The sequence below is a fragment of the Maribacter taeanensis genome, assembly GCF_047345145.1.
Classification (GTDB): Bacteria; Bacteroidota; Bacteroidia; order Flavobacteriales; family Flavobacteriaceae; genus Maribacter_C.
The window spans coordinates 41,896-60,126 of the sequence record NZ_JBLFER010000003.1 but is presented as its reverse complement, the minus strand read 5'-3'; the positions used below and the strand labels follow the sequence as shown (position 1 = coordinate 60,126).

Annotated in this window: 17 protein-coding genes; 7 read left to right on the top strand and 10 right to left on the bottom strand. The window is 36.0% G+C overall.

Going from position 1 to position 18,231, the window contains the following annotated elements:
• Positions 1 to 52: 52 nt before the first annotated feature.
• The 6 genes from ACKWCD_RS11825 to ACKWCD_RS11800 all read right to left on the bottom strand — a co-directional run bounded on the left by ACKWCD_RS11825 (position 53) and on the right by ACKWCD_RS11800 (position 6,911).
• Positions 53 to 880 (bottom strand): OmpH/Skp family outer membrane protein, encoded by an 828-nt coding sequence (locus tag ACKWCD_RS11825; RefSeq protein ID WP_413984180.1) that lies wholly within the window; start codon positions 878 to 880, stop codon positions 53 to 55.
• Positions 881 to 973: 93 nt separating this feature from the next.
• Positions 974 to 3,604 (bottom strand): BamA/OMP85 family outer membrane protein, encoded by a 2,631-nt coding sequence (locus ACKWCD_RS11820; RefSeq protein WP_413984179.1) that lies wholly within the window; start codon positions 3,602 to 3,604, stop codon positions 974 to 976.
• Between the two features lie 4 nt (positions 3,605 to 3,608).
• On the bottom strand, positions 3,609 to 4,349 hold the full coding sequence (locus tag ACKWCD_RS11815) for an isoprenyl transferase (RefSeq protein ID WP_413984178.1): 741 nt from the start codon (positions 4,347 to 4,349) through the stop codon (positions 3,609 to 3,611).
• A 199-nt stretch (positions 4,350 to 4,548) separates the two neighbouring features.
• Positions 4,549 to 5,253 (bottom strand): type IX secretion system protein PorG, encoded by a 705-nt coding sequence (gene porG / locus ACKWCD_RS11810; RefSeq protein ID WP_413984177.1) that lies wholly within the window; start codon positions 5,251 to 5,253, stop codon positions 4,549 to 4,551.
• A 115-nt stretch (positions 5,254 to 5,368) separates the two neighbouring features.
• Entirely contained in the window at positions 5,369 to 6,250 is an 882-nt protein-coding gene (locus ACKWCD_RS11805) for an NAD kinase (RefSeq protein WP_413984176.1), read from the bottom strand.
• Positions 6,251 to 6,254: 4 nt separating this feature from the next.
• Positions 6,255 to 6,911 (bottom strand): CBS domain-containing protein, encoded by a 657-nt coding sequence (locus tag ACKWCD_RS11800; protein ID WP_413984175.1) that lies wholly within the window; start codon positions 6,909 to 6,911, stop codon positions 6,255 to 6,257.
• A 91-nt stretch (positions 6,912 to 7,002) separates the two neighbouring features.
• Here ACKWCD_RS11800 and ACKWCD_RS11795 point away from each other — a divergent pair, with 91 nt between their 5' ends.
• The 7 genes from ACKWCD_RS11795 to clpX all read left to right on the top strand — a co-directional run bounded on the left by ACKWCD_RS11795 (position 7,003) and on the right by clpX (position 14,072).
• Positions 7,003 to 7,716, top strand: a complete 714-nt coding sequence (locus tag ACKWCD_RS11795; RefSeq protein ID WP_413984174.1) for a pyridoxine 5'-phosphate synthase — start codon at positions 7,003 to 7,005, stop codon at positions 7,714 to 7,716.
• Positions 7,713 to 8,486: an alpha/beta fold hydrolase gene (locus ACKWCD_RS11790; protein ID WP_413984173.1), complete on the top strand. Its 774-nt coding sequence runs from the start codon at positions 7,713 to 7,715 to the stop codon at positions 8,484 to 8,486. The genes ACKWCD_RS11795 and ACKWCD_RS11790 overlap by 4 nt, the downstream gene beginning before the upstream one ends.
• A gap of 130 nt (positions 8,487 to 8,616) precedes the next feature.
• On the top strand, positions 8,617 to 10,122 hold the full coding sequence (locus ACKWCD_RS11785) for a G-D-S-L family lipolytic protein (protein ID WP_413984172.1): 1,506 nt from the start codon (positions 8,617 to 8,619) through the stop codon (positions 10,120 to 10,122).
• Between the two features lie 81 nt (positions 10,123 to 10,203).
• Positions 10,204 to 10,554, top strand: a complete 351-nt coding sequence (locus ACKWCD_RS11780) for a phage holin family protein (protein ID WP_413984171.1) — start codon at positions 10,204 to 10,206, stop codon at positions 10,552 to 10,554.
• Between the two features lie 95 nt (positions 10,555 to 10,649).
• Positions 10,650 to 11,972, top strand: coding sequence for a trigger factor (gene tig / locus ACKWCD_RS11775; protein ID WP_413984170.1), 1,323 nt, complete (start codon positions 10,650 to 10,652; stop codon positions 11,970 to 11,972).
• A gap of 84 nt (positions 11,973 to 12,056) precedes the next feature.
• Positions 12,057 to 12,737, top strand: a complete 681-nt coding sequence (clpP, locus tag ACKWCD_RS11770; RefSeq protein ID WP_138656112.1) for an ATP-dependent Clp endopeptidase proteolytic subunit ClpP — start codon at positions 12,057 to 12,059, stop codon at positions 12,735 to 12,737.
• A 99-nt stretch (positions 12,738 to 12,836) separates the two neighbouring features.
• Positions 12,837 to 14,072: an ATP-dependent Clp protease ATP-binding subunit ClpX gene (gene clpX / locus ACKWCD_RS11765; protein ID WP_413984169.1), complete on the top strand. Its 1,236-nt coding sequence runs from the start codon at positions 12,837 to 12,839 to the stop codon at positions 14,070 to 14,072.
• 38 nt (positions 14,073 to 14,110) lie between these two features.
• Here the strand turns inward: clpX and ACKWCD_RS11760 are convergent, their stop codons facing one another.
• The 4 genes from ACKWCD_RS11760 to ACKWCD_RS11745 all read right to left on the bottom strand — a co-directional run bounded on the left by ACKWCD_RS11760 (position 14,111) and on the right by ACKWCD_RS11745 (position 18,129).
• Positions 14,111 to 14,680: a dienelactone hydrolase family protein gene (locus ACKWCD_RS11760; RefSeq protein WP_413984168.1), complete on the bottom strand. Its 570-nt coding sequence runs from the start codon at positions 14,678 to 14,680 to the stop codon at positions 14,111 to 14,113.
• A 194-nt stretch (positions 14,681 to 14,874) separates the two neighbouring features.
• Positions 14,875 to 15,390: a hypothetical protein gene (locus tag ACKWCD_RS11755; RefSeq protein ID WP_413984167.1), complete on the bottom strand. Its 516-nt coding sequence runs from the start codon at positions 15,388 to 15,390 to the stop codon at positions 14,875 to 14,877.
• Between the two features lie 96 nt (positions 15,391 to 15,486).
• Entirely contained in the window at positions 15,487 to 16,611 is a 1,125-nt protein-coding gene (locus ACKWCD_RS11750; RefSeq protein ID WP_413984166.1) for a helix-turn-helix domain-containing protein, read from the bottom strand.
• A 3-nt stretch (positions 16,612 to 16,614) separates the two neighbouring features.
• Positions 16,615 to 18,129, bottom strand: coding sequence for a GH3 auxin-responsive promoter family protein (locus ACKWCD_RS11745; protein ID WP_413984165.1), 1,515 nt, complete (start codon positions 18,127 to 18,129; stop codon positions 16,615 to 16,617).
• Positions 18,130 to 18,231: the final 102 nt, after the last annotated feature.

Here is an 18,231-nt window from a genome sequence, read left to right as displayed (position 1 = left end):
TAATTTTAAAAATTTGAGTGTTAATTTATGTTAGTGAAAATTTATATTTACTTTAATTTCCGGAATCTTCATCCTCAGTGTCTTTTTTTCTTCCTTCTTGTTTTGCTTTCTTTTTAGCTTCTCTATCTTCTAGTAACTTCTTTCTTCTTTCTTCGTAAGCCTTCTTTCTTTCCTCTCTTAATTTTAACTGATCAGCTCTCTTCTCATCTGCTGTCTTTTTTCTAGCGTCATCAGCCTTCTTCGCAATTTCCTTTCGTTCCTTTAAAGCGTCACTTACTTCTTCTGTTGGCTCTCCTTCAACATCTTCAAATCTACTCTTTTTTGGGGCTTTTTTCTTTGGCGCACTAACCTTTCTTGTTCTTGCTATTCCCCTCAAAATCTGATCACTAATGTCGTGCCTTTTTTGGGAGTACAACATTACAACATCCGCCGATTTATCGAAAATAAAATCATATTTTTTATTTGTTCCTATTTTCTGTACTTCATTAAAGACTTGATCTTGAATTGGCTGAATCAATTGTCTCTTTTGTAAAACTAAATCTCCTTGAGGACCAAAACGATCTTGTTGATAATCAAACATTTCTTTTTCAAGAATTTGAATCTCTTCCTCTCTTTCTGCGATAAGTTCATCAGTCAAAAGAACTTTCTCAGCCATAAGATCTTTCTTCATTTGTTCAACAGCGCTTTGCTTCTGCTCTATCTGTACCTTCCACTTCTGGACTTTTGTTTCCAATTGAGTTGTAGCATCGCGATACTCCTCTACATTCTCTAAGATATATTCCATATCAACGTACGCTATTCGAACTCCTCTTTGAGCGAAGGTGAACGCTGAAAACAGCACTGTCATCAATACAATAAGAACTTGTGTTTTTGCTTTCATTTTTGATTTCGTTTTATCCAATAGAAAATATCGTGCCAAAAATACTAAAACTTTTAAAATGAACGGTTTAGCTTTTGCTACGATAGTATTAAATCAAAACTGTTGGCCGATAATGAAGTGCGTTTGCCAACCACTAGGTCCGTTACCGATTGATTGCGGTCTTAGATCTTCATCAAACCCGTAACCAAAATCGATACCAAGTAAACCAAATGCAGGCATAAAAATACGGAGCCCCACTCCAGCCGATCGTTTTATTTGAAACGGATTAAACTCCTGAAAATTGTTGAAAGCATTACCTCCTTCTAAAAAAGCTAAGCCATAAATGGAAGCTGAAGGTTTCAAAGTAAGTGGATATCTAAGTTCTATGGAGAATTTATTGTAAATCGTTCCACCTTCCTGTTGTTGTGTTATTGGATCAACAGGAGTAAGTGATTGATTCTCATAACCTCTTAATTGAATGATATCTCGTCCATCTAAAGTAAAATTACCCAGACCGTCTCCACCAACAAAGAAACGCTCAAATGGCACATCACCGACATCATTATTATAATTTCCTAAAAAGCCTAATTCAACATTTGTGCGCAATACGAGAGATTTATCCGCACTACCTACCAAAGTGGTATACCAATCACCTTTAAACTTTAATTTGTAGTACTCCAACCATCTGAAACGTTCTTGATCTGAACTTTCAAGTTCAGCAGATTCCTCAGCAGTTAAAGTCTCTCCTTGTTGAAGTGTTGATCTTTTTTCATTGAGCTCATCGCTCCGATCCCTTAAAGCTTGAAAGTCTTTATCGCTGAAAAGAGAATATGGCGGAGTAAACTTCGCAGTAATTTCAAAGTTCGATCCTCCTCTAGGGAAAATACGCCCTCCAGAAGTTGCATTCCTGGAAATACCTAAAGTGTAGGCAATAGAATTCGACTTACCATTACCAAAATTGAATAAACCAATATTATAATTTTTGAAATTATACAATTGATAACCCAAAGAATGTGAAATGGTAAAGAAATCATCTGGCCATTGTACACGTTTTGCAATACCAATTGTCGCTCCTGTTATAGAAAATTCTCGATCTGGATCACGTTCAAATCTTCCACTATCATCTCTTTGAACACCAAATTGCTGGGTTCTTGATAAAGACAAATTAAACCGAACAGGCTTTTTGCCACCTAACCATGGTTCTGAAAAATTTAAACTATAAACTCTAAAGGTTCGGCTAGCTTGCAAACGAAGTGCAAATGTTTGACCATCACCCATTGGCACAGGCTTATATTCTTCACCCTTAAATAAGTTTGCAATTGAAAAGTTACTAAATGAGAGACCTAGCGTACCAATAAAACCACCTCCACCATAACCACCCTGTAACTCAATCTGACTTGCTCCAGATTCAACCAAACTGTATGCCAGATCTACCGTTCCTTCATTGGGGTCTGGATTTTGAATATCAGGCTTAATTTGTTCAGCATCAAAATAACCAAGCTGTCCAAGTTCACGAATACTTCGAATAATATCAGATTTGTTGTACTTCTGACCAGGCCTAGTTCGTAATTCTCTAAATATTACATGATCATTCGTTCTATCGTTTCCTGTGACCGTTACATGATCAAGAAAAGTTTCCTTGCCTTCAATGATCCTTATTTCAAAATTAATCGTGTCATTCTCCGCAGAAACCTCAACTGGGTTAATACTTGAAAAAAGATACCCAAAATTTTGGTAGTAACTTGTAATATCGACTGCGTCTGGCTTCGTATCATCTGCTATTCTTTCTCGAAGTAATACACCGTTGTAAGTTTCCCCCTTTTTAATCTTGAGAACACTATGCAATTGTCTATCAGTGTAGACACTATTTCCAACGAAATCAATATCTCCGAAATAATACTTGTTACCCTCCTCTACTTTTATTTTTACCTGAATATTATTTTCATCAACATTAACAATTGTATCTGATAAAACCCTTGCATCTCTGTACCCATTCTCTGCATATTTATCAACTAATAAATCTAAATCGTTTTGATAATCTTCTTCTATATATTTTGATTTTTTCCAAAACCTACCAAACCTTTTTTTCTTAGTTTTCTTTAAGGCTCTTTGTAACTTTTTGGTGGGTAATTTCTCATTACCTTCAAATACAATATCACTAATCTTTACCTTATCACCTTTCTTTACATTCACAACCATACTTCTTGCATTAGTTTCTGAAGTATCTTTGGCGGTCGCTATGGCTACTTTAGCATTGAGATAACCTTGTTTTTTGTACTTATTTTGTAAATAATTTTTGGAATTTGCAATTAAGCTTTCAGTAATTTTCTTGCCTTTCTTAAGATCAGTATCATCAAGAATTTCGTCTATTTTACGTTTTTTGACACCATAAACAGTAACATTAGACAAAGTAGGTCTTTCGGTGATAGAGAGTTCAAGGAAAATTTTGTCACCTTCAATGTTGGTAATATAGAACTCAAGGTTGCTAAAAAGTTCTAAGCCCCAGAGTTTATTGAGAACAGCACTTATTTGATCACCAGGTATTGTAATTGGCTGGCCAACCCTCAATCCAGTATATGTTTTCACAGTTTGCTCATTATAGCTTTGAAGCCCTGTAACTTCAATGCCTCCAAGAACATATTTCTTTCCATTCTCATAAGAAGTACTTTCTTGCGCACTTATGCTGAGGGAAGTAAAAAGTAGTAGAAACGTTAATAAGAGTTCGAGAGATATGAATTTTTTCATACCTCTAGTTGAGTTGTTCGCTAGTTTTTCCAAATCGTCTTTCTCTGTTCTGGTAGTTTTGTATGGCCTTAACTAAATGTTCTTCACTAAAATCGGGCCAAAATACGTCAATAAAATATAATTCAGCGTATGCTATTTGCCAAAGTAAAAAGTTACTAATTCTGTGTTCTCCACTGGTACGGATTAGCAAATCTACGTCTGGCAAATTATGCGTGTAAAGATGAGTATTAATAATGGTTTCATCAATACTTTCAGGAGAAATTATATTATTTTTAACTTTGATACTTATCTGTTTTACAGCATTTTTCAGCTCTTCTCGTGCTCCATAGTTAAGCGCCAAAGTAAGCGTCATTCCTGTGTTTTTTCTGGTTTTCTCCATAACCTCAAGAAGCTCATCATGCGCTTTTTTTGGCAAGTGCATAATATCTCCTATCGTATTTAAACGAACGTTATTTTTTATGAAAGTTTTAAGTTCTTTTTTTAGAGAAGAAACCAAAAGTCGCATAAGGGTATCGACCTCTAACTTGGGTCTTTTCCAATTTTCTGTCGAAAAAGTATATAAAGTTAAATACTCAATTTTCAACTGAACGCAATTCTCTACAGCGGTCCTAACTGTTTTTACACCATTTTCATGACCAAATACACGAAGTTTTCCTTTTTGTTTTGCCCATCTTCCATTACCATCCATGATAATGGCTATATGATGTGGTAGGTTTTTATCAGTAATGTCTGCTATTTTACCCATTATAAAACTATGCTACCCTACGAACATAATGCTATGCATTCTTTCTAAGGTTTTGATTTAGAAGAATATACAATTAAAATTATAAGATTTGAGACTTTTAGATAAATCTGCTCACATTCTATTGAATTGATAAAATGCGGTGCAAATATAAGCAGACATTTTAGACAAAACCCCAAAGATTTGCAATGATTCTAAGAAATCACTCAAAGCAATCCATACAAGGCTTTCTTCCGAAGGTATACGTAAAGGTAACTCCAGAAAAAACATACCAATCATCACTGAAAATATTACCAAATTCTGGGCCTGGGTTAATCTGATCAAAAACAGTAGACTTTTTAGGGTTACTAGCATCTAGATTATCGGTAAAGGTATATCTTGCTCCAATTTCTGCACCGATAATAAACAACTGGCTAATTCGGTATTTGAAGCCGACTGTCATAGGAATCGCTAAAGAACCATCTCTCTGATTGAGACCATCTTGCAGTATTCCAGCATCAAAATAGTTGTAATCGTACCTAAAATAAGTTAAGCCTGTGTATAAATAAGGTGTAAACGCAGGGCCTAGCCTATGAAGATTATATTCAACAAAATTAAATTCTAATCCAGCGGAAGCTTCAAGAATTGAATTCCCTACTACATAACCCCTTTCTTGTCTTGAAGAAATGTTAGATTTTGAATCGTCTGCGGTGAACTTCCCGTAAATCACACTTGCCCTCCAAGCGTATCTTTTGCTCTTATTCCATTTAAACAATCCTCCAACAGCATAATTAGAAGGCAAAATAAAATTCGTTCTACCTACATCACCTATGTTATTTGTGCCACCTGCAAAAGCCCCAATTTCATATGTTTGAGCACTTGCGCAGAACGCAAAGAAAAGGAGAGTACCTAAAAAACAACTTCTCATAAATTCTTAAAGTTTGCAAATATAAAAATTGCAGTAGCATAAACTACTTCATTTATCACATTACTGCTCTCACATGATAAACAGCGTTTAGCACTATTTATTGTTTTTTGAAGGTTCAATTACGCTTGTCTTCGCCCCACAAAAGTTTATTACGCAGTGTCTTTAAAAAGCTCTCAGAAGTATATTCAATCATTTTGATAGTAAACTTAGCTTTTCTAATTCTCAACTCAGTTCCATTGGCAACAGAGGCTATTCTTGAATCAAGGGAAACCAGATGATTCTCTTCTCTACCTGAGACCTTTAACCGAATTTCAGTATCATCTGATATTACTAAAGGACGTGCATTCAGATTATGGGGAGCAATTGGTGTTAGAACTAAAGATTTTGCAGTAGGTACTATAACAGGGCCACCACAGCTTAAGGAATATCCCGTAGAACCTGTTGGAGTTGAAACAATCAGTCCGTCAGCCCAATACGAAGTTAAGTATTCATCGTTTAGGTATGTTTCTACTGTAATCATTGAAGTAGTATCTTTTCTACTAACCGTTACTTCATTGAGCGCAAAATTTAAATCTTGAAACTCAGGAATATTAGAATCATCAACAACCTCTACCAAACTACGATCAATAACAACATAATCACCTTGCTTAAATTCCTGAACAACCTTTCTTACATCTTCTTTTTTAAATGTAGACAAAAAACCTAATCGCCCCGTGTTTACACCCACAATAGGTATTCCAGTATCTTTAACATAGGTAGTAGCTCTTAAAATGGTACCGTCACCTCCAAAGCTCACAAACATATCAAAAGTTGAATCTAGACCTTTCGAATCTGTAAAAGTAGCATAGGTGTTTGTATCTCGATTTTCTAACAAAAGTTGATAGAAATTTTGCTCAATAGCGACTTCAGCATTTACTTTTTGAAGTTCATCTAAGAGCTCGACAACGTAATCCAAAGCATCATCTTGATAGGTTTGACCGTAGATGGCTACTTTCATCTCGCTATACATTTAGATATTTATCCAAATAATCCGAACGTTGTTTCAAATCTTCTAAGAATTGATCATCGTTATTGCCAAAAAGAATATTGTAGTTGTATCGCCTGAACGTTTGACTAATTTCATTAAAGTTAGTAGTCCCAACTTTTATGGTTATCTGAACCACATCGTTCTCCATGGCCGTAATAAATCCTCCAATAAATCGGGCGTTATTACTTTCGACGATTTGCGCAATTTCACTAAATGAATAGTCTTTTATGCCTTTTGAAACTACTAATATTCCACCAGGTTCCGTAAAAAACGGAGTGTCAATAAATACACTCACAAAATCAGTTAGATCGTAATAACCTATTACAGATTCATTGACTCCTAAAATTGGCAATAAGTTCGCTTCGTTTCTCGAAAAAGTTTCCAGAACATCTAGCCAATTTGTATCTCGTCTTACAAAAAAAGTCTCTAGATTATATCTATAGTCCTCAATCTTTTCATCAACTTTAAAATTCTCAAGATCTTCCTCACTTAAAACCCCCAAAAACCTTCCTTTCTCAACAACTGCAACATGGGAATAGGTATGATCTTTAAAAAATTGAATAACTTTCTTCAAAGTATCATCAACCTTAAAAATCGGAATATTAGGCAATATGTGAGTATGTATCTGCATAGTCTAAATAATAACGCAAAATAGTAATTAATAATATCAAAAGGCGTGCCTTATTTGTATTTTTGCTACTTCTTTGTAAGAGAACGAAAATATGACACACTTAAGCGTAAACATTAACAAAATTGCGACATTACGAAATGCTCGTGGGGGTAATGCTCCTGACCTTTTAAAGGTAGCTGCTGATATTGAAACATTTGGTGCACAAGGCATCACTATACATCCAAGACCAGACGAAAGACATATACGTTATCAAGACGCTCGTGATTTAACACAGATTGTTACTACAGAATATAATATTGAGGGAAATCCAAACCCTAAATTCATTGCGCTTGTTTTAGAGACCAAACCGACACAAGTAACCTTAGTACCAGATTCGGTTGATGCCATAACCTCTGATGCGGGATGGGACACCATCAAACACAAAGATTTTCTAAAAGACATCATTGCTACTTTCAAGGAAAATGGAATTAGGACTTCCATTTTTGTTGACCCGGATACAAAAATGGTTGAAGGTGCTGCAGAAACAGGAGCCGATCGTATTGAATTGTATACAGAGAGTTACGCAAAAGGTTATGGTACTGGAAACGAAGAAAGCGTGCTACCATTTACAGAAGCGGCAAAAATCGCTTATTCGCTAGATTTAGGAATAAACGCTGGCCACGATTTAAGTTTAGATAATATCAAATTCTTTAAAGATAATGTCCCAAATTTGATCGAAGTATCAATAGGGCACGCTCTTGTATGTGAATCTTTATACTTTGGTTTAGATAACGTTATTAATATGTATCTAAATAAATTAAAATGAACCCACTTTTACATTCAAAAATTTTGGGAGCTGGAAAGCCCTTGATAATTCTTCATGGTTTCCTTGGAATGAGTGATAACTGGAAAACACTTGGAAACCAATATGCAGAAAATGGACTTCAAGTACATCTAGTTGATCAACGGAATCATGGGAAGAGTTTTCATTCGCAAGATTTCAATTATGATTTTTTGGCTGAGGATTTAAAAAACTATTTGGATCAACAAGGAGTTAAAGAAGCATCCATTATTGGGCATTCTATGGGCGGAAAGACCGCAATGCAATTCGCCTGCGATTTTCCAAATATGACAGAGAAACTAATTGTAGCTGATATATCGCCTAAATATTACCCCCCTCATCATCAAGAAATTATAAACGGATTGAATGCTCTTAATTTTGAGGAAATAAAATCAAGAGGTGAAGCCGATCAAGAATTAACTAAGCACATCACAGAATATGGAACGCGGCAATTTTTATTAAAAAACCTGTATTGGGTTGAAAAAGGAAAACTTGGTTTCCGTTTTAATCTAAAAGCTTTAAGCGAAAAAATGGAAGAAATTGGAGAAAACATTAGCTCGACCGCTATCTATAATGGCCCCACACTTTTTCTGAGAGGAGATAAATCTGAATATGTTATTGCTACCGACATTATAGAAATCAAAAAACACTTTCCATTGGCAAAGCTAGATACAGTTGAAAAGGCCGGACATTGGCTACATGCAGAAAATCCGAAGCAATTTTTTGAAAAGTCGATGAATTTCTTAAAATCATAAAAAACCGTATAATTTATTATGCATGCATAATTTTTTACCGCAAATTATTGTGTGTCTGATAATTTTGGTTAATTTTGGTTTTATTGGTAATTAACAATTACTTAACACGACTTAACTCAAAAAATCAAACATGAAAAAGTTTCTTGCATTACTAGCGTTTTCAAGCTTGCTACTAGCATCTTGTATTGATGACGATGCACAACCCCCAGTTTTCCAAGTTCCGGTACCAACCCCTATTAACTATACTAGTGGTGAAGCCGATTTTTCAAATTTCGTTGCTGTCGGAAATTCTTTGACAGCAGGTTTTTCAGATGGTGCTCTATTTACCGCTGGTCAAACTGCCTCCTACCCCAACATGATGGCTTCAAGTTTTGCTCAAGCTGGTGGAGGAGAATTTACTACTCCTTTCATGGCAGATAACCTTGGCGGCGCTACTTTAGGTGGACAGCCAATTCTAGGAAATAGATTGTTCTTATCGTTTGCTTCGGGATCTCCGTTGCCAGCTGCAGTTGAAGGACAAGGAACTACTGAAATTTCAAACATACTTTCTGGACCTTTTAATAATATGGGTGTTCCGGGAGCGAAAAGCTTCCATCTATTAGCACCCGGTTACGGAAATGTAGCTGGTGTACCAATTGGAGCAGCCAATCCATACTATGCAAGATTTGCCTCAAGTCCTAATGCAACAGTTTTGGGTGACGCAGCTGCGCAAGCTCCTAGTTTCTTTTCACTTTGGATTGGAAACAATGACATTTTAAGCTTTGCGACGTCCGGAGGTGCAGGAATTGATCAACAAGGAAATCTAGACCCTTCTACATATGGTGGTAATGATATTACAGACCCTAATGTATTTGCCGGTGCTTACATTGGCATGCTTCAAACGCTAACCGCGGGAGGTGCAAAAGGTGTTATCGCCAATATTCCAGATGTAACTTCAATTCCTTTTTTCACTACCGTTCCGCACAATCCTATTCCATTAGACGCAGGAACAGCAGCAGCGGTAAACGGTGCGTATGCAGCTTATAACGGTGGGTTAGCACAATTACAAGCCGCTGGTCTGATTACCGCGGAAGAATTAGCAAAAAGAACTATTAGCTTCTCTGCAGGAGAAACTAATGCAGCAGTTATAATTGATGAAGATCTTACCGACCTTACTGCGGTTAATCCTGCGCTAATAAATATGCGTCAGGCTACAGCAGATGATTTGGTAGTTCTCACAGCTCGCACTTTCATAGGAACCTTAGCTGACCCTAACAATCCAACGTCTATCAATGGTGTTGCAGTTCCTCTTGGCGATCAGTGGGTTTTAACACCAGAAGAACAAGGTTTGATTAGCAATGCTTTAACTGCCTTTAACCAAACTATTGATGATGCAGCTGCATCTTTTAATCTAGCCAAGGTTGATGCAAATACCTTTCTCAAGGTAATAAACGCATCAGGCGTTCCTCTTGCTGATGGAACAACAGTAACAGCCACTTATGGTACTGGCGGAGGGTTCTCTTTAGACGGAGTCCACCCTTCACCAAGAGGTTATGCTTTATTAGCCAACAAGTTTTTAGAAGCAATTGAAAACACATATGGCGCGACACTACCTGAAGTTGCCCCAGAACAATTTACAGGTGTTTATATAGAATAATTTTAGGCTAACTCAATTAATTACAAAAAGGTATCGAAATTTTCGGTACCTTTTTTGCATCAATCAATTAAAACAATTCTTATGAAATTCATTCTTAGATTACTTTTAAGCGCTTTGGCAGTTGTAGTACTATCGAAAGTGCTTCCAAACGTCACGGTTGATACCTATACTACTGCTTTAATCGTTGCTGTTGCCCTTAGCCTTTTAAATTTTATTGTTCGACCAATTATGGTAATTCTGACCCTTCCTATTACCATTGTAACTTTTGGCCTTTTCTTACTAGTGATCAATGCCATAATTATTAAACTCGCCGATCACTTTATTGATGGGTTTACCGTAAGTGGTTGGCTATGGGCAATTGTATTTAGCTTACTTCTTTCACTTTTACAATCTATATTGTTTTCAGTTTTAAAGGGGGATAAAAAAGACTAGAAATCGATTGTATACCAGTCTTTTAAAAACTTGGTAGGATATAGAATTTGTACTACTTTTGCATCCCATTTATTTAAGCAATAAGACAAGTAGAGATGAATATTACAAAAGAGCAGATTGACGAGTTAAATGCAGTTGTGAAAGTAGCCGTTACAAAAGATGACTACCAAGAGAAAGTAGATAAAATCCTTAAAGACTACAGAAAGCAAGCAAATATTCCCGGCTTTAGAAAAGGTCAAGTACCAATGGGGCTTATCAAAAAGCAATATGGTAAAGCTGTTTTGGTAGATGAGGTAAATAAACTAATTCAAGATAATCTTAACACATATCTAACTGAAGAAAAGTTAGATGTTTTAGGCAATCCTCTTCCCAAACAACAAGATGGTTTTGATTGGGATCAAGAAGACTTTGATTTTGAATTCGAATTGGGTCTTGCTCCAGATTTCGAAGTTCCTTTGAAAACAAAAAAAGCTATCACAAATTACCGCATCGTTGCTGACAAGAAAATGGTTGATGAGCAAGTAGAACGTATTCAAAAACAATATGGAAAACTAGTTAGCAAAACAGAAGTAAGCAAGAAGGATGAAGTTGCCGGAACTTTCAAAAATGAAGCCGAAGAAATAGACAACAAAACTACTTTAGAGTTTAATATGCTAAAAAGCAAAAAAGCTATAGATAGTTTAATTGGAAAAAAAGTCGGAGATACTGTTAATTTAAAAACCAAAGGACTTTTTAAAGAAGATAACTTCCTAACAAGTGTTTTAGGAATTTCTGCCGATAAAGCTGAAAAACTAAATGTAGAGGTTTCTTTCACTATTGAAGAAGTCAATGAGAGAGAACCTGCAGAATTGAATCAAGAGCTTTTCGACAAATTATTCGGCCCGGATGCTATCAAATCAGAAAAGGAACTCAAGGAGCGTATTAAGGAAGATTCTGAAAAACAATTTGAGCAGCAGTCAGATCAGAAATTATTGAATGATGTAACCGAGTATTTTATAGAAAATACAAAGTTTGATCTTCCTTCAGGTTTCTTAACCAAGTGGATTCAAATGACTGGTGAAAATCCTTTGACTGAAGAACAGGCAAATGAAGAGTATGAAAAATCAGAAAAAGGACTTCGTTACCAATTGATCGAAGGTAAAATAATAAAAGACAATGATGTTCAAATTCAGTTTGATGAGTTGAAAGAATTTGCCAAAGGTTTTATCAAATCGCAAATGGCTCAATACGGTCAATTAAATCCACAAGAAGAAGAATTAGATAATATAGCTTCACGGGTATTAAGCAATCAAGATGAGGTAAAACGTTTATCTGAACAACTTATGAGTCAAAAGCTCTTAGCACTTTACAAAGAGAAAGCAAACTTAAAGACCAAAGAGGTTACTTACGAAAACTTCGTTAAGGAGGTCTACGGATAAATTCCGAAAAATAATAAGTATATTTACGGTGCCGGAAATACTCTTTTCGGCACCTTTTTTGTCTAAAAATTTGAACAAAACTAAATGGATTACGGAAAAGAATTCAAAAATTACGCTATAAATCATCAGGGCATCAACAGCATGTATTATGACAAGATCATGAGCAGTATGTACCCTACAAATATGACTCCCAATATCATTGAAGAACGCCAGTTAAATGCCATTGCGATGGATGTTTTTTCTAGGTTAATGATGGACCGTATTATTTTTCTTGGAACAGGAATCAATGATCAGGTAGCGAATATTGTACAGGCACAATTATTATTTCTTGAGAGCGCAGATGCTTCTAAAGACATTCAGATTTATATAAACTCCCCTGGCGGAAGTGTCTATGCGGGATTAGGTATTTATGACACCATGCAATTCATTAAGCCAGATGTTGCTACCATTTGTACAGGCATGGCAGCCTCTATGGGCGCAGTGCTATTATGTGCAGGAGAAAAAGGCAAACGTAGTGGCCTTACCCACTCTCGTGTTATGATTCACCAACCCATGGGCGGTGCCCAAGGTCAAGCAAGTGATATCGAAATTACGGCTCGTGAGATTTTAAAACTCAAAGAGGAACTTTATGCGATTATTGCCGACCATTCAGGACAAACTATTGAGAAAGTGCATGATGATAGTGATAGAGACTATTGGATGAAAGCAGATGAGGCGAAGAAATATGGCATGATTGACGAGATTTTAGTAAGAGATAAAGACTAATTTCGACCAACAACCTAAAATTGTTTATATCTAATGCTACTTTGGTGAACCAAAAATCAAATTCCAGCGTTAGTATCTAGTAATATTGCAGCAATTATTATGGCTAAAGAAAACTTAGAGTGTTCATTTTGTGGAAGAAAAAAACCTGAAACAAATCTTTTGATTGCAGGTTTAGATGCCCACATCTGTGATAGATGCATTGAACAGGCACATGGCATTGTTGCTGAAGAGTCTAAACAAACAAAAACCAACGACTTATCTTCAGAATTGGTTTTAAAGAAGCCTTTAGAGATTAAAGAATTTCTTGACACTTTTATTATAGGTCAAGAACGAACCAAGAAAGTAATGTCGGTTGCAGTATACAATCATTATAAGAGGTTGTTGCAACCAACTGCCAAAGATGATGATATAGAAATTCAAAAAAGTAATATCATAATGGTTGGGCAAACCGGCACGGGAAAGACCCTTATGGCGAAAACTATCGCTAGAATGCTAAATGTACCTTTGGCCATTGTTGACGCGACAGTTCTTACTGAAGCGGGTTATGTTGGTGAAGATGTTGAGAGTATTCTAACACGTTTGTTACAAGCTGCAGATTACAATTTGGAAAAAACTGAGCGTGGAATCGTTTTTATAGATGAAATAGATAAAATTGCGCGTAAAAGTGATAACCCATCCATCACTAGAGATGTTTCTGGAGAAGGCGTGCAACAAGGCTTACTTAAACTTTTAGAAGGCACTGTTGTGAACGTACCTCCAAAAGGAGGAAGAAAACACCCAGACCAAAAGTTCATTGAGGTCAATACTGAAAATATACTATTTATTGCTGGTGGCGCTTTTGACGGAATCGAAAGGGCTATTACCAAACGTTTGAATATGCAAGCTGTTGGTTATAGTGCTTCGAAGGCAGATGAGAACTTAGATGAGAGCAATATCTTACAATATATAATTCCTAAAGATTTAAAAGACTTTGGATTGATTCCTGAGATTATAGGAAGACTTCCAGTTTTAACACATATGAATCCCCTAGACGAAAAAACTCTACGTGCGATTCTTACGGAACCAAAAAATGCGATTATTAAGCAGTATGAAAAACTGTTTCATATGGATGGTATTAGTTTTACCATTACCGATCAGGCTTTAGAATATATTGTAAAGAAGGCTATTGAATATAAATTAGGTGCAAGAGGACTACGCTCTTTATGTGAAGCAATTTTCACCGATGCCATGTTTGAAATGCCCAGCAGTGGCGAAACCGAATTTAAGGTGACCAAGCCTTATGCTGAAGACAAACTCTCTTATGAAACTATTAAAAAACTAAAGGCGGTCTCTTAAAGACCGCCTTTAGTTTTATATCAAATACCGATTTCGAATTAAGCTATCTTAATTTGAATCGTTTTTTCTTGTTTTTGTTTTTTAGTAGCTGAGTTTAAAAGGTCTAAGCAAACCCTACTAATAATTTTCTCATCACCGTACATGGTGTGACCAAAGCCTTCAATAAGGTCAGACTTTACGCCAACTTTTTGATGCCAGTCTAATTTAGGTCGATAGACATCTTGATCACCAAATAAAGAAACTACATTACAGGCAGGCTTCTCTTCCTCCGCTCTAATTCGGGTTGAAGAAACCGTATATAACGATTTCATAGGAAGCCCCATCAAACCAGCTTTCCAAGCAATTGTACCACCCATACTAAATCCTAAATAATGAGCAGATTCCGTTTCTTTTTTCAATAAATGTGCAACGGCTGTATCAATACCTCCTTCAACAAAAGCCCTATGAACATTATCAGTAGTTTGAATCTGTACATCAATATTGGAAAGTTGCTGAATATCGTAATATGTTATATCATAATATTGTTGCAAATATCCTAGGTAAGATGTTATCCAGAGACCTTTTTTGGCACCCCACATATCGGATAATATTACTAGTTTTTCGGCCATAATGATAAGTTTAAATCAGTTGTTCGGTTAAGCTGAGCAGCTAATTTGAGCATTAAACGTTCGAATTCCTTATTTATTTGTTTATGTGGGAGAATTCTTCGATGTAGTTCACTTTATCGGATAAACCATGTGTTTATTACGTTTATCAGATTATTCCAACAGTCAATTATTTGTATTCGAAATATGCCAATGTCTTAAAAGCGTTTTCCTAGTGCGATTCCGAACATAGGGGAAAAACCAAATTCAAGTCCTGAATCTCCATTACCTGCTAGTATAGGTGAGAAATTTGCTTTCCACATCCAACTTTTCTGTTTCCCAAAATAGCTTCGGAAACCTAAGGCGAGTATAAAATTATGAGTACCTCTTTCAGTGGATACGTAGTTCTTGTCTATGTTTATCCATGTATATCCTAACCCAGTCTCTATATAATTCTCATTTTTGATCTTAAAAAGATACGTAATGGAAACTGGTATGCTAAACTTCGGCTCTGTCACCAAACCACTAAAAACATGCTCATATTCATCATCGGCTTTAACTAAAGCCAGTCCTACCCCAATAGTTAACATAAGACCTTTTTCGCTAGTTAATTGCCTTTCATAGTTTAAAGAACTGCCTTGGGCATTTCCGCCTAGTTCTAAAAAAAGCATATTTTTTTGACCATAAATATTTGTCCCTAAAATCAATATCATAATGACGCATACAGTTTTCATAATTTCTAGTTTTAAAGTTTCCTCAAAACTAGATCAGGAAGTGAAATAGAATGTCCGAAATTGTCCGAGTTGTAAGAATTCGGATAATCTTATCTACTACTTGGAAGCAGATTTTCTATACGCAGTAGGGGTTTGCCCTGTAAATTTCTTAAAAGCGGAATAAAAGGTAGATTTCGAATTGAATCCGCATTCTAATCCAATGGAAACGATAGTATAGGCTTCAAAATCTGGATTCGATAGCAATTTCTTCGCATCAGTGACACGTAGCGAGTTAATGTAATCCGAAAAGTTTTTTCCGCTGAGCTGATTAATCAACATAGAAAGCTTACTTGTGCTTATTTCCAATTCTTCGGATAGTTTTTCTAAACTTAAATAAGGATCTAAATATTTTTGATTATTAACCACATAATTATTCATTTTATTAAAGGCCAAACTTTCCCGCCCCTCCTTTTTAAAGTCTGTTTTTTTGTGTGTAGATAATGACTCAGGAGTTTTACTCGCTTCCCTTATTTTCTTTCTAAGGCTTTTTCTATCCTGAAGGATAACGAATCTAAAGAAACCTTGATATCCTATCCAGTAGATAAAAATAGAAGTCCCTAAACGCAATGGATAATAACTATAGGGTGCTTTTATTGTTTCTGACACAAAATTCAATAGCACCGCAATTCCCCATAAAATCAAAACAACACCTCCCAATTGAATCAGGCGTTTAATCCATTTTAAATCATCATACGTTAAGATAGAGGCATATAACTTTTGATACCTAAAAAGAACTTTCAAAACATGGTAAAATATAAATACGGAGAAACACAGCGTAACTGCATCCTCAATGGCATTGTACAGTTCAATGTATTGACTGTCTAGAGCTCCATTTTTTATTTTATAGATTACGATTCCCCTTGCTACCAGTTCCAAAATAAATACAAAAGCAGTGAGCTTAAAAAAAGGTTTCTGTTTTTCTTCTATACCAAGGTAATTGACCAAAAACGCATGAAACATTGGCGCCAAAAGCACGTAAAAAGGAATTGTATAGTAGGCATAGGGTATAAAGTCTTTATCAATTAACCAAGACTGCAAATTGTTCAGGGATAGAAAGAAAACAAAGAGGTTCAAAAAAAGAACCGGAGATTCTATCTTCTTTCGTGAAAGCAATGTTGCTGCATTAAAAATGAATCCCTGAATTGAACCTGCTATCATCAAAAAATTGAATACAGCAGTCATAGGCTAGGAATTCATGTTTAAAAGCTCCTCAATGTAATCACGTTTATTACTAAGTCTTGGTATCTTATGTTGCCCACCAAGTTTATCTTTCGACTTGAGCCAATCATAAAAAAGATTCTCACGTGCCATATGAACTGATGGCATATTTAAAGTGGTGTTATTGTACCGTTTTGCTTCATAATCAGAATTCAAAGATTTCAAAGCGTTATCAAATATCTCCGTAAAGTAATCTAGCTTCTCCGGAGGTTTTCTGAATTCTATAATCCATTCGTGGGCGCCTTTTTCTTTACCCACCATAAAAATTGGGCCAGCCGTATAGTCTTTGATTTCTGCGCCAGTCTTACTACATACACTTTTCAAAGCCTCTTCCGCATTTTCAATAATCAATTCCTCCCCGAACACATTGATATGGTGTTTGGTACGACCAGTTACTTTAATTCGATAGGGATTTGTGGAAGTAAATCGGACCGTATCACCAATCTTGTAACGCCATAACCCCGCATTTGTAGTAATAATTATGGCGTAGTTAATATCTTTTTGTACCTCCCAAAGAGGAATGGCTTGTTCTGTTTCAGAACCGTATACATCCATAGGAATGAACTCGTAGAAGATTCCGTAATCCAACATCAACAACAAATCATCGGCGTTGTTGCGGTCTTGGATAGCAAAAAAGCCTTCGGAAGCATTATAGATTTCATAATATTTAAAACTCTTTCTAGGGAGCAAATTCTGATACTGTTCTTTATAAGGATTGAAACTAACGCCTCCATGAAAATAGACTTCCAGATTTTCCCAGACTTGAAACAAGTGGTCTTTTCCGGTTTCTTCCAATACTTTGTTTAGAAGTACAAGCATCCAAGAAGGAACTCCTGCTAAGCTGGTAACATTTTCACGAGTACTCTCTTCAATAATGGCCATGAGTTTTGACTCCCACTCCCCCATCAAAGAAACTTTATTACTGGGTGTACTACTGAATTCTGCCCAAAGTGGCATATTATCAATTAAAATCGCAGAGAGGTCTCCAAAGGAAGAACCATTGTCTTCATATAGTTGTTTACTACCTCCCAGGCGAAGACCTTTACCAGTGAAAAGCTGAGAGTTCTCATTGTTGTTCAAATAGAGGCACAACATATCTTTACCGGATTTGTAGTGACAATCTTCCAAGGCTTCGGCACTTACTGGAATAAACTTACTCTTCGCGTTCGTTGTACCGCTACTTTTCGCAAACCATTTTATAGAAGTCGGCCAAAATACATTTTGCTCCCCACGACGCGTTCGTTCTATATTGGGTTCCATATCTTCATAAGATATGATAGGAACGCGTTCTCGAAAGGTTTTGTAATTCTCTATAGATTCAAAATCATATCGTTTGCCAATCTCTGTATCTTCGGCGATTTCCAAGAGTTGCTCCAAAACCTCTTCTTGTACCTCAGCCGGGTATTTCAAAAAAAGTTCTATCTGATGATAGCGCTTTTTCAGCAACCACGAGGCAATAGAATTGAATAAAGGTATTGGCATTTTGGGTATCTTTGGCTATTAAGTTGTGTAGCTAAAAATAGCTTTAATACTTATCATTTTCAAATTAGATTTACACACACCCTAAGCCTCTCCTAAGAGAGA

Excerpts from the sequence above, each read along its gene's own strand:
- ACKWCD_RS11825 (WP_413984180.1), bottom strand. The coding sequence starts at position 880 with ATGAAAGCAAAAACACAAGTTCTTATTGTATTGATGACAGTGCTGTTT.
- ACKWCD_RS11820 (WP_413984179.1), bottom strand. The coding sequence starts at position 3,604 with ATGAAAAAATTCATATCTCTCGAACTCTTATTAACGTTTCTACTACTT.
- ACKWCD_RS11815 (WP_413984178.1), bottom strand. The coding sequence starts at position 4,349 with ATGGGTAAAATAGCAGACATTACTGATAAAAACCTACCACATCATATA.
- porG (WP_413984177.1), bottom strand. The coding sequence starts at position 5,253 with ATGAGAAGTTGTTTTTTAGGTACTCTCCTTTTCTTTGCGTTCTGCGCA.
- ACKWCD_RS11805 (WP_413984176.1), bottom strand. The coding sequence starts at position 6,250 with ATGAAAGTAGCCATCTACGGTCAAACCTATCAAGATGATGCTTTGGAT.
- ACKWCD_RS11800 (WP_413984175.1), bottom strand. The coding sequence starts at position 6,911 with ATGCAGATACATACTCACATATTGCCTAATATTCCGATTTTTAAGGTT.
- ACKWCD_RS11795 (WP_413984174.1), top strand. The coding sequence starts at position 7,003 with ATGACACACTTAAGCGTAAACATTAACAAAATTGCGACATTACGAAAT.
- ACKWCD_RS11790 (WP_413984173.1), top strand. The coding sequence starts at position 7,713 with ATGAACCCACTTTTACATTCAAAAATTTTGGGAGCTGGAAAGCCCTTG.
- ACKWCD_RS11785 (WP_413984172.1), top strand. The coding sequence starts at position 8,617 with ATGAAAAAGTTTCTTGCATTACTAGCGTTTTCAAGCTTGCTACTAGCA.
- ACKWCD_RS11780 (WP_413984171.1), top strand. The coding sequence starts at position 10,204 with ATGAAATTCATTCTTAGATTACTTTTAAGCGCTTTGGCAGTTGTAGTA.
- tig (WP_413984170.1), top strand. The coding sequence starts at position 10,650 with ATGAATATTACAAAAGAGCAGATTGACGAGTTAAATGCAGTTGTGAAA.
- clpP (WP_138656112.1), top strand. The coding sequence starts at position 12,057 with ATGGATTACGGAAAAGAATTCAAAAATTACGCTATAAATCATCAGGGC.
- clpX (WP_413984169.1), top strand. The coding sequence starts at position 12,837 with ATGGCTAAAGAAAACTTAGAGTGTTCATTTTGTGGAAGAAAAAAACCT.
- ACKWCD_RS11760 (WP_413984168.1), bottom strand. The coding sequence starts at position 14,680 with ATGGCCGAAAAACTAGTAATATTATCCGATATGTGGGGTGCCAAAAAA.
- ACKWCD_RS11755 (WP_413984167.1), bottom strand. The coding sequence starts at position 15,390 with ATGAAAACTGTATGCGTCATTATGATATTGATTTTAGGGACAAATATT.
- ACKWCD_RS11750 (WP_413984166.1), bottom strand. The coding sequence starts at position 16,611 with ATGACTGCTGTATTCAATTTTTTGATGATAGCAGGTTCAATTCAGGGA.
- ACKWCD_RS11745 (WP_413984165.1), bottom strand. The coding sequence starts at position 18,129 with ATGCCAATACCTTTATTCAATTCTATTGCCTCGTGGTTGCTGAAAAAG.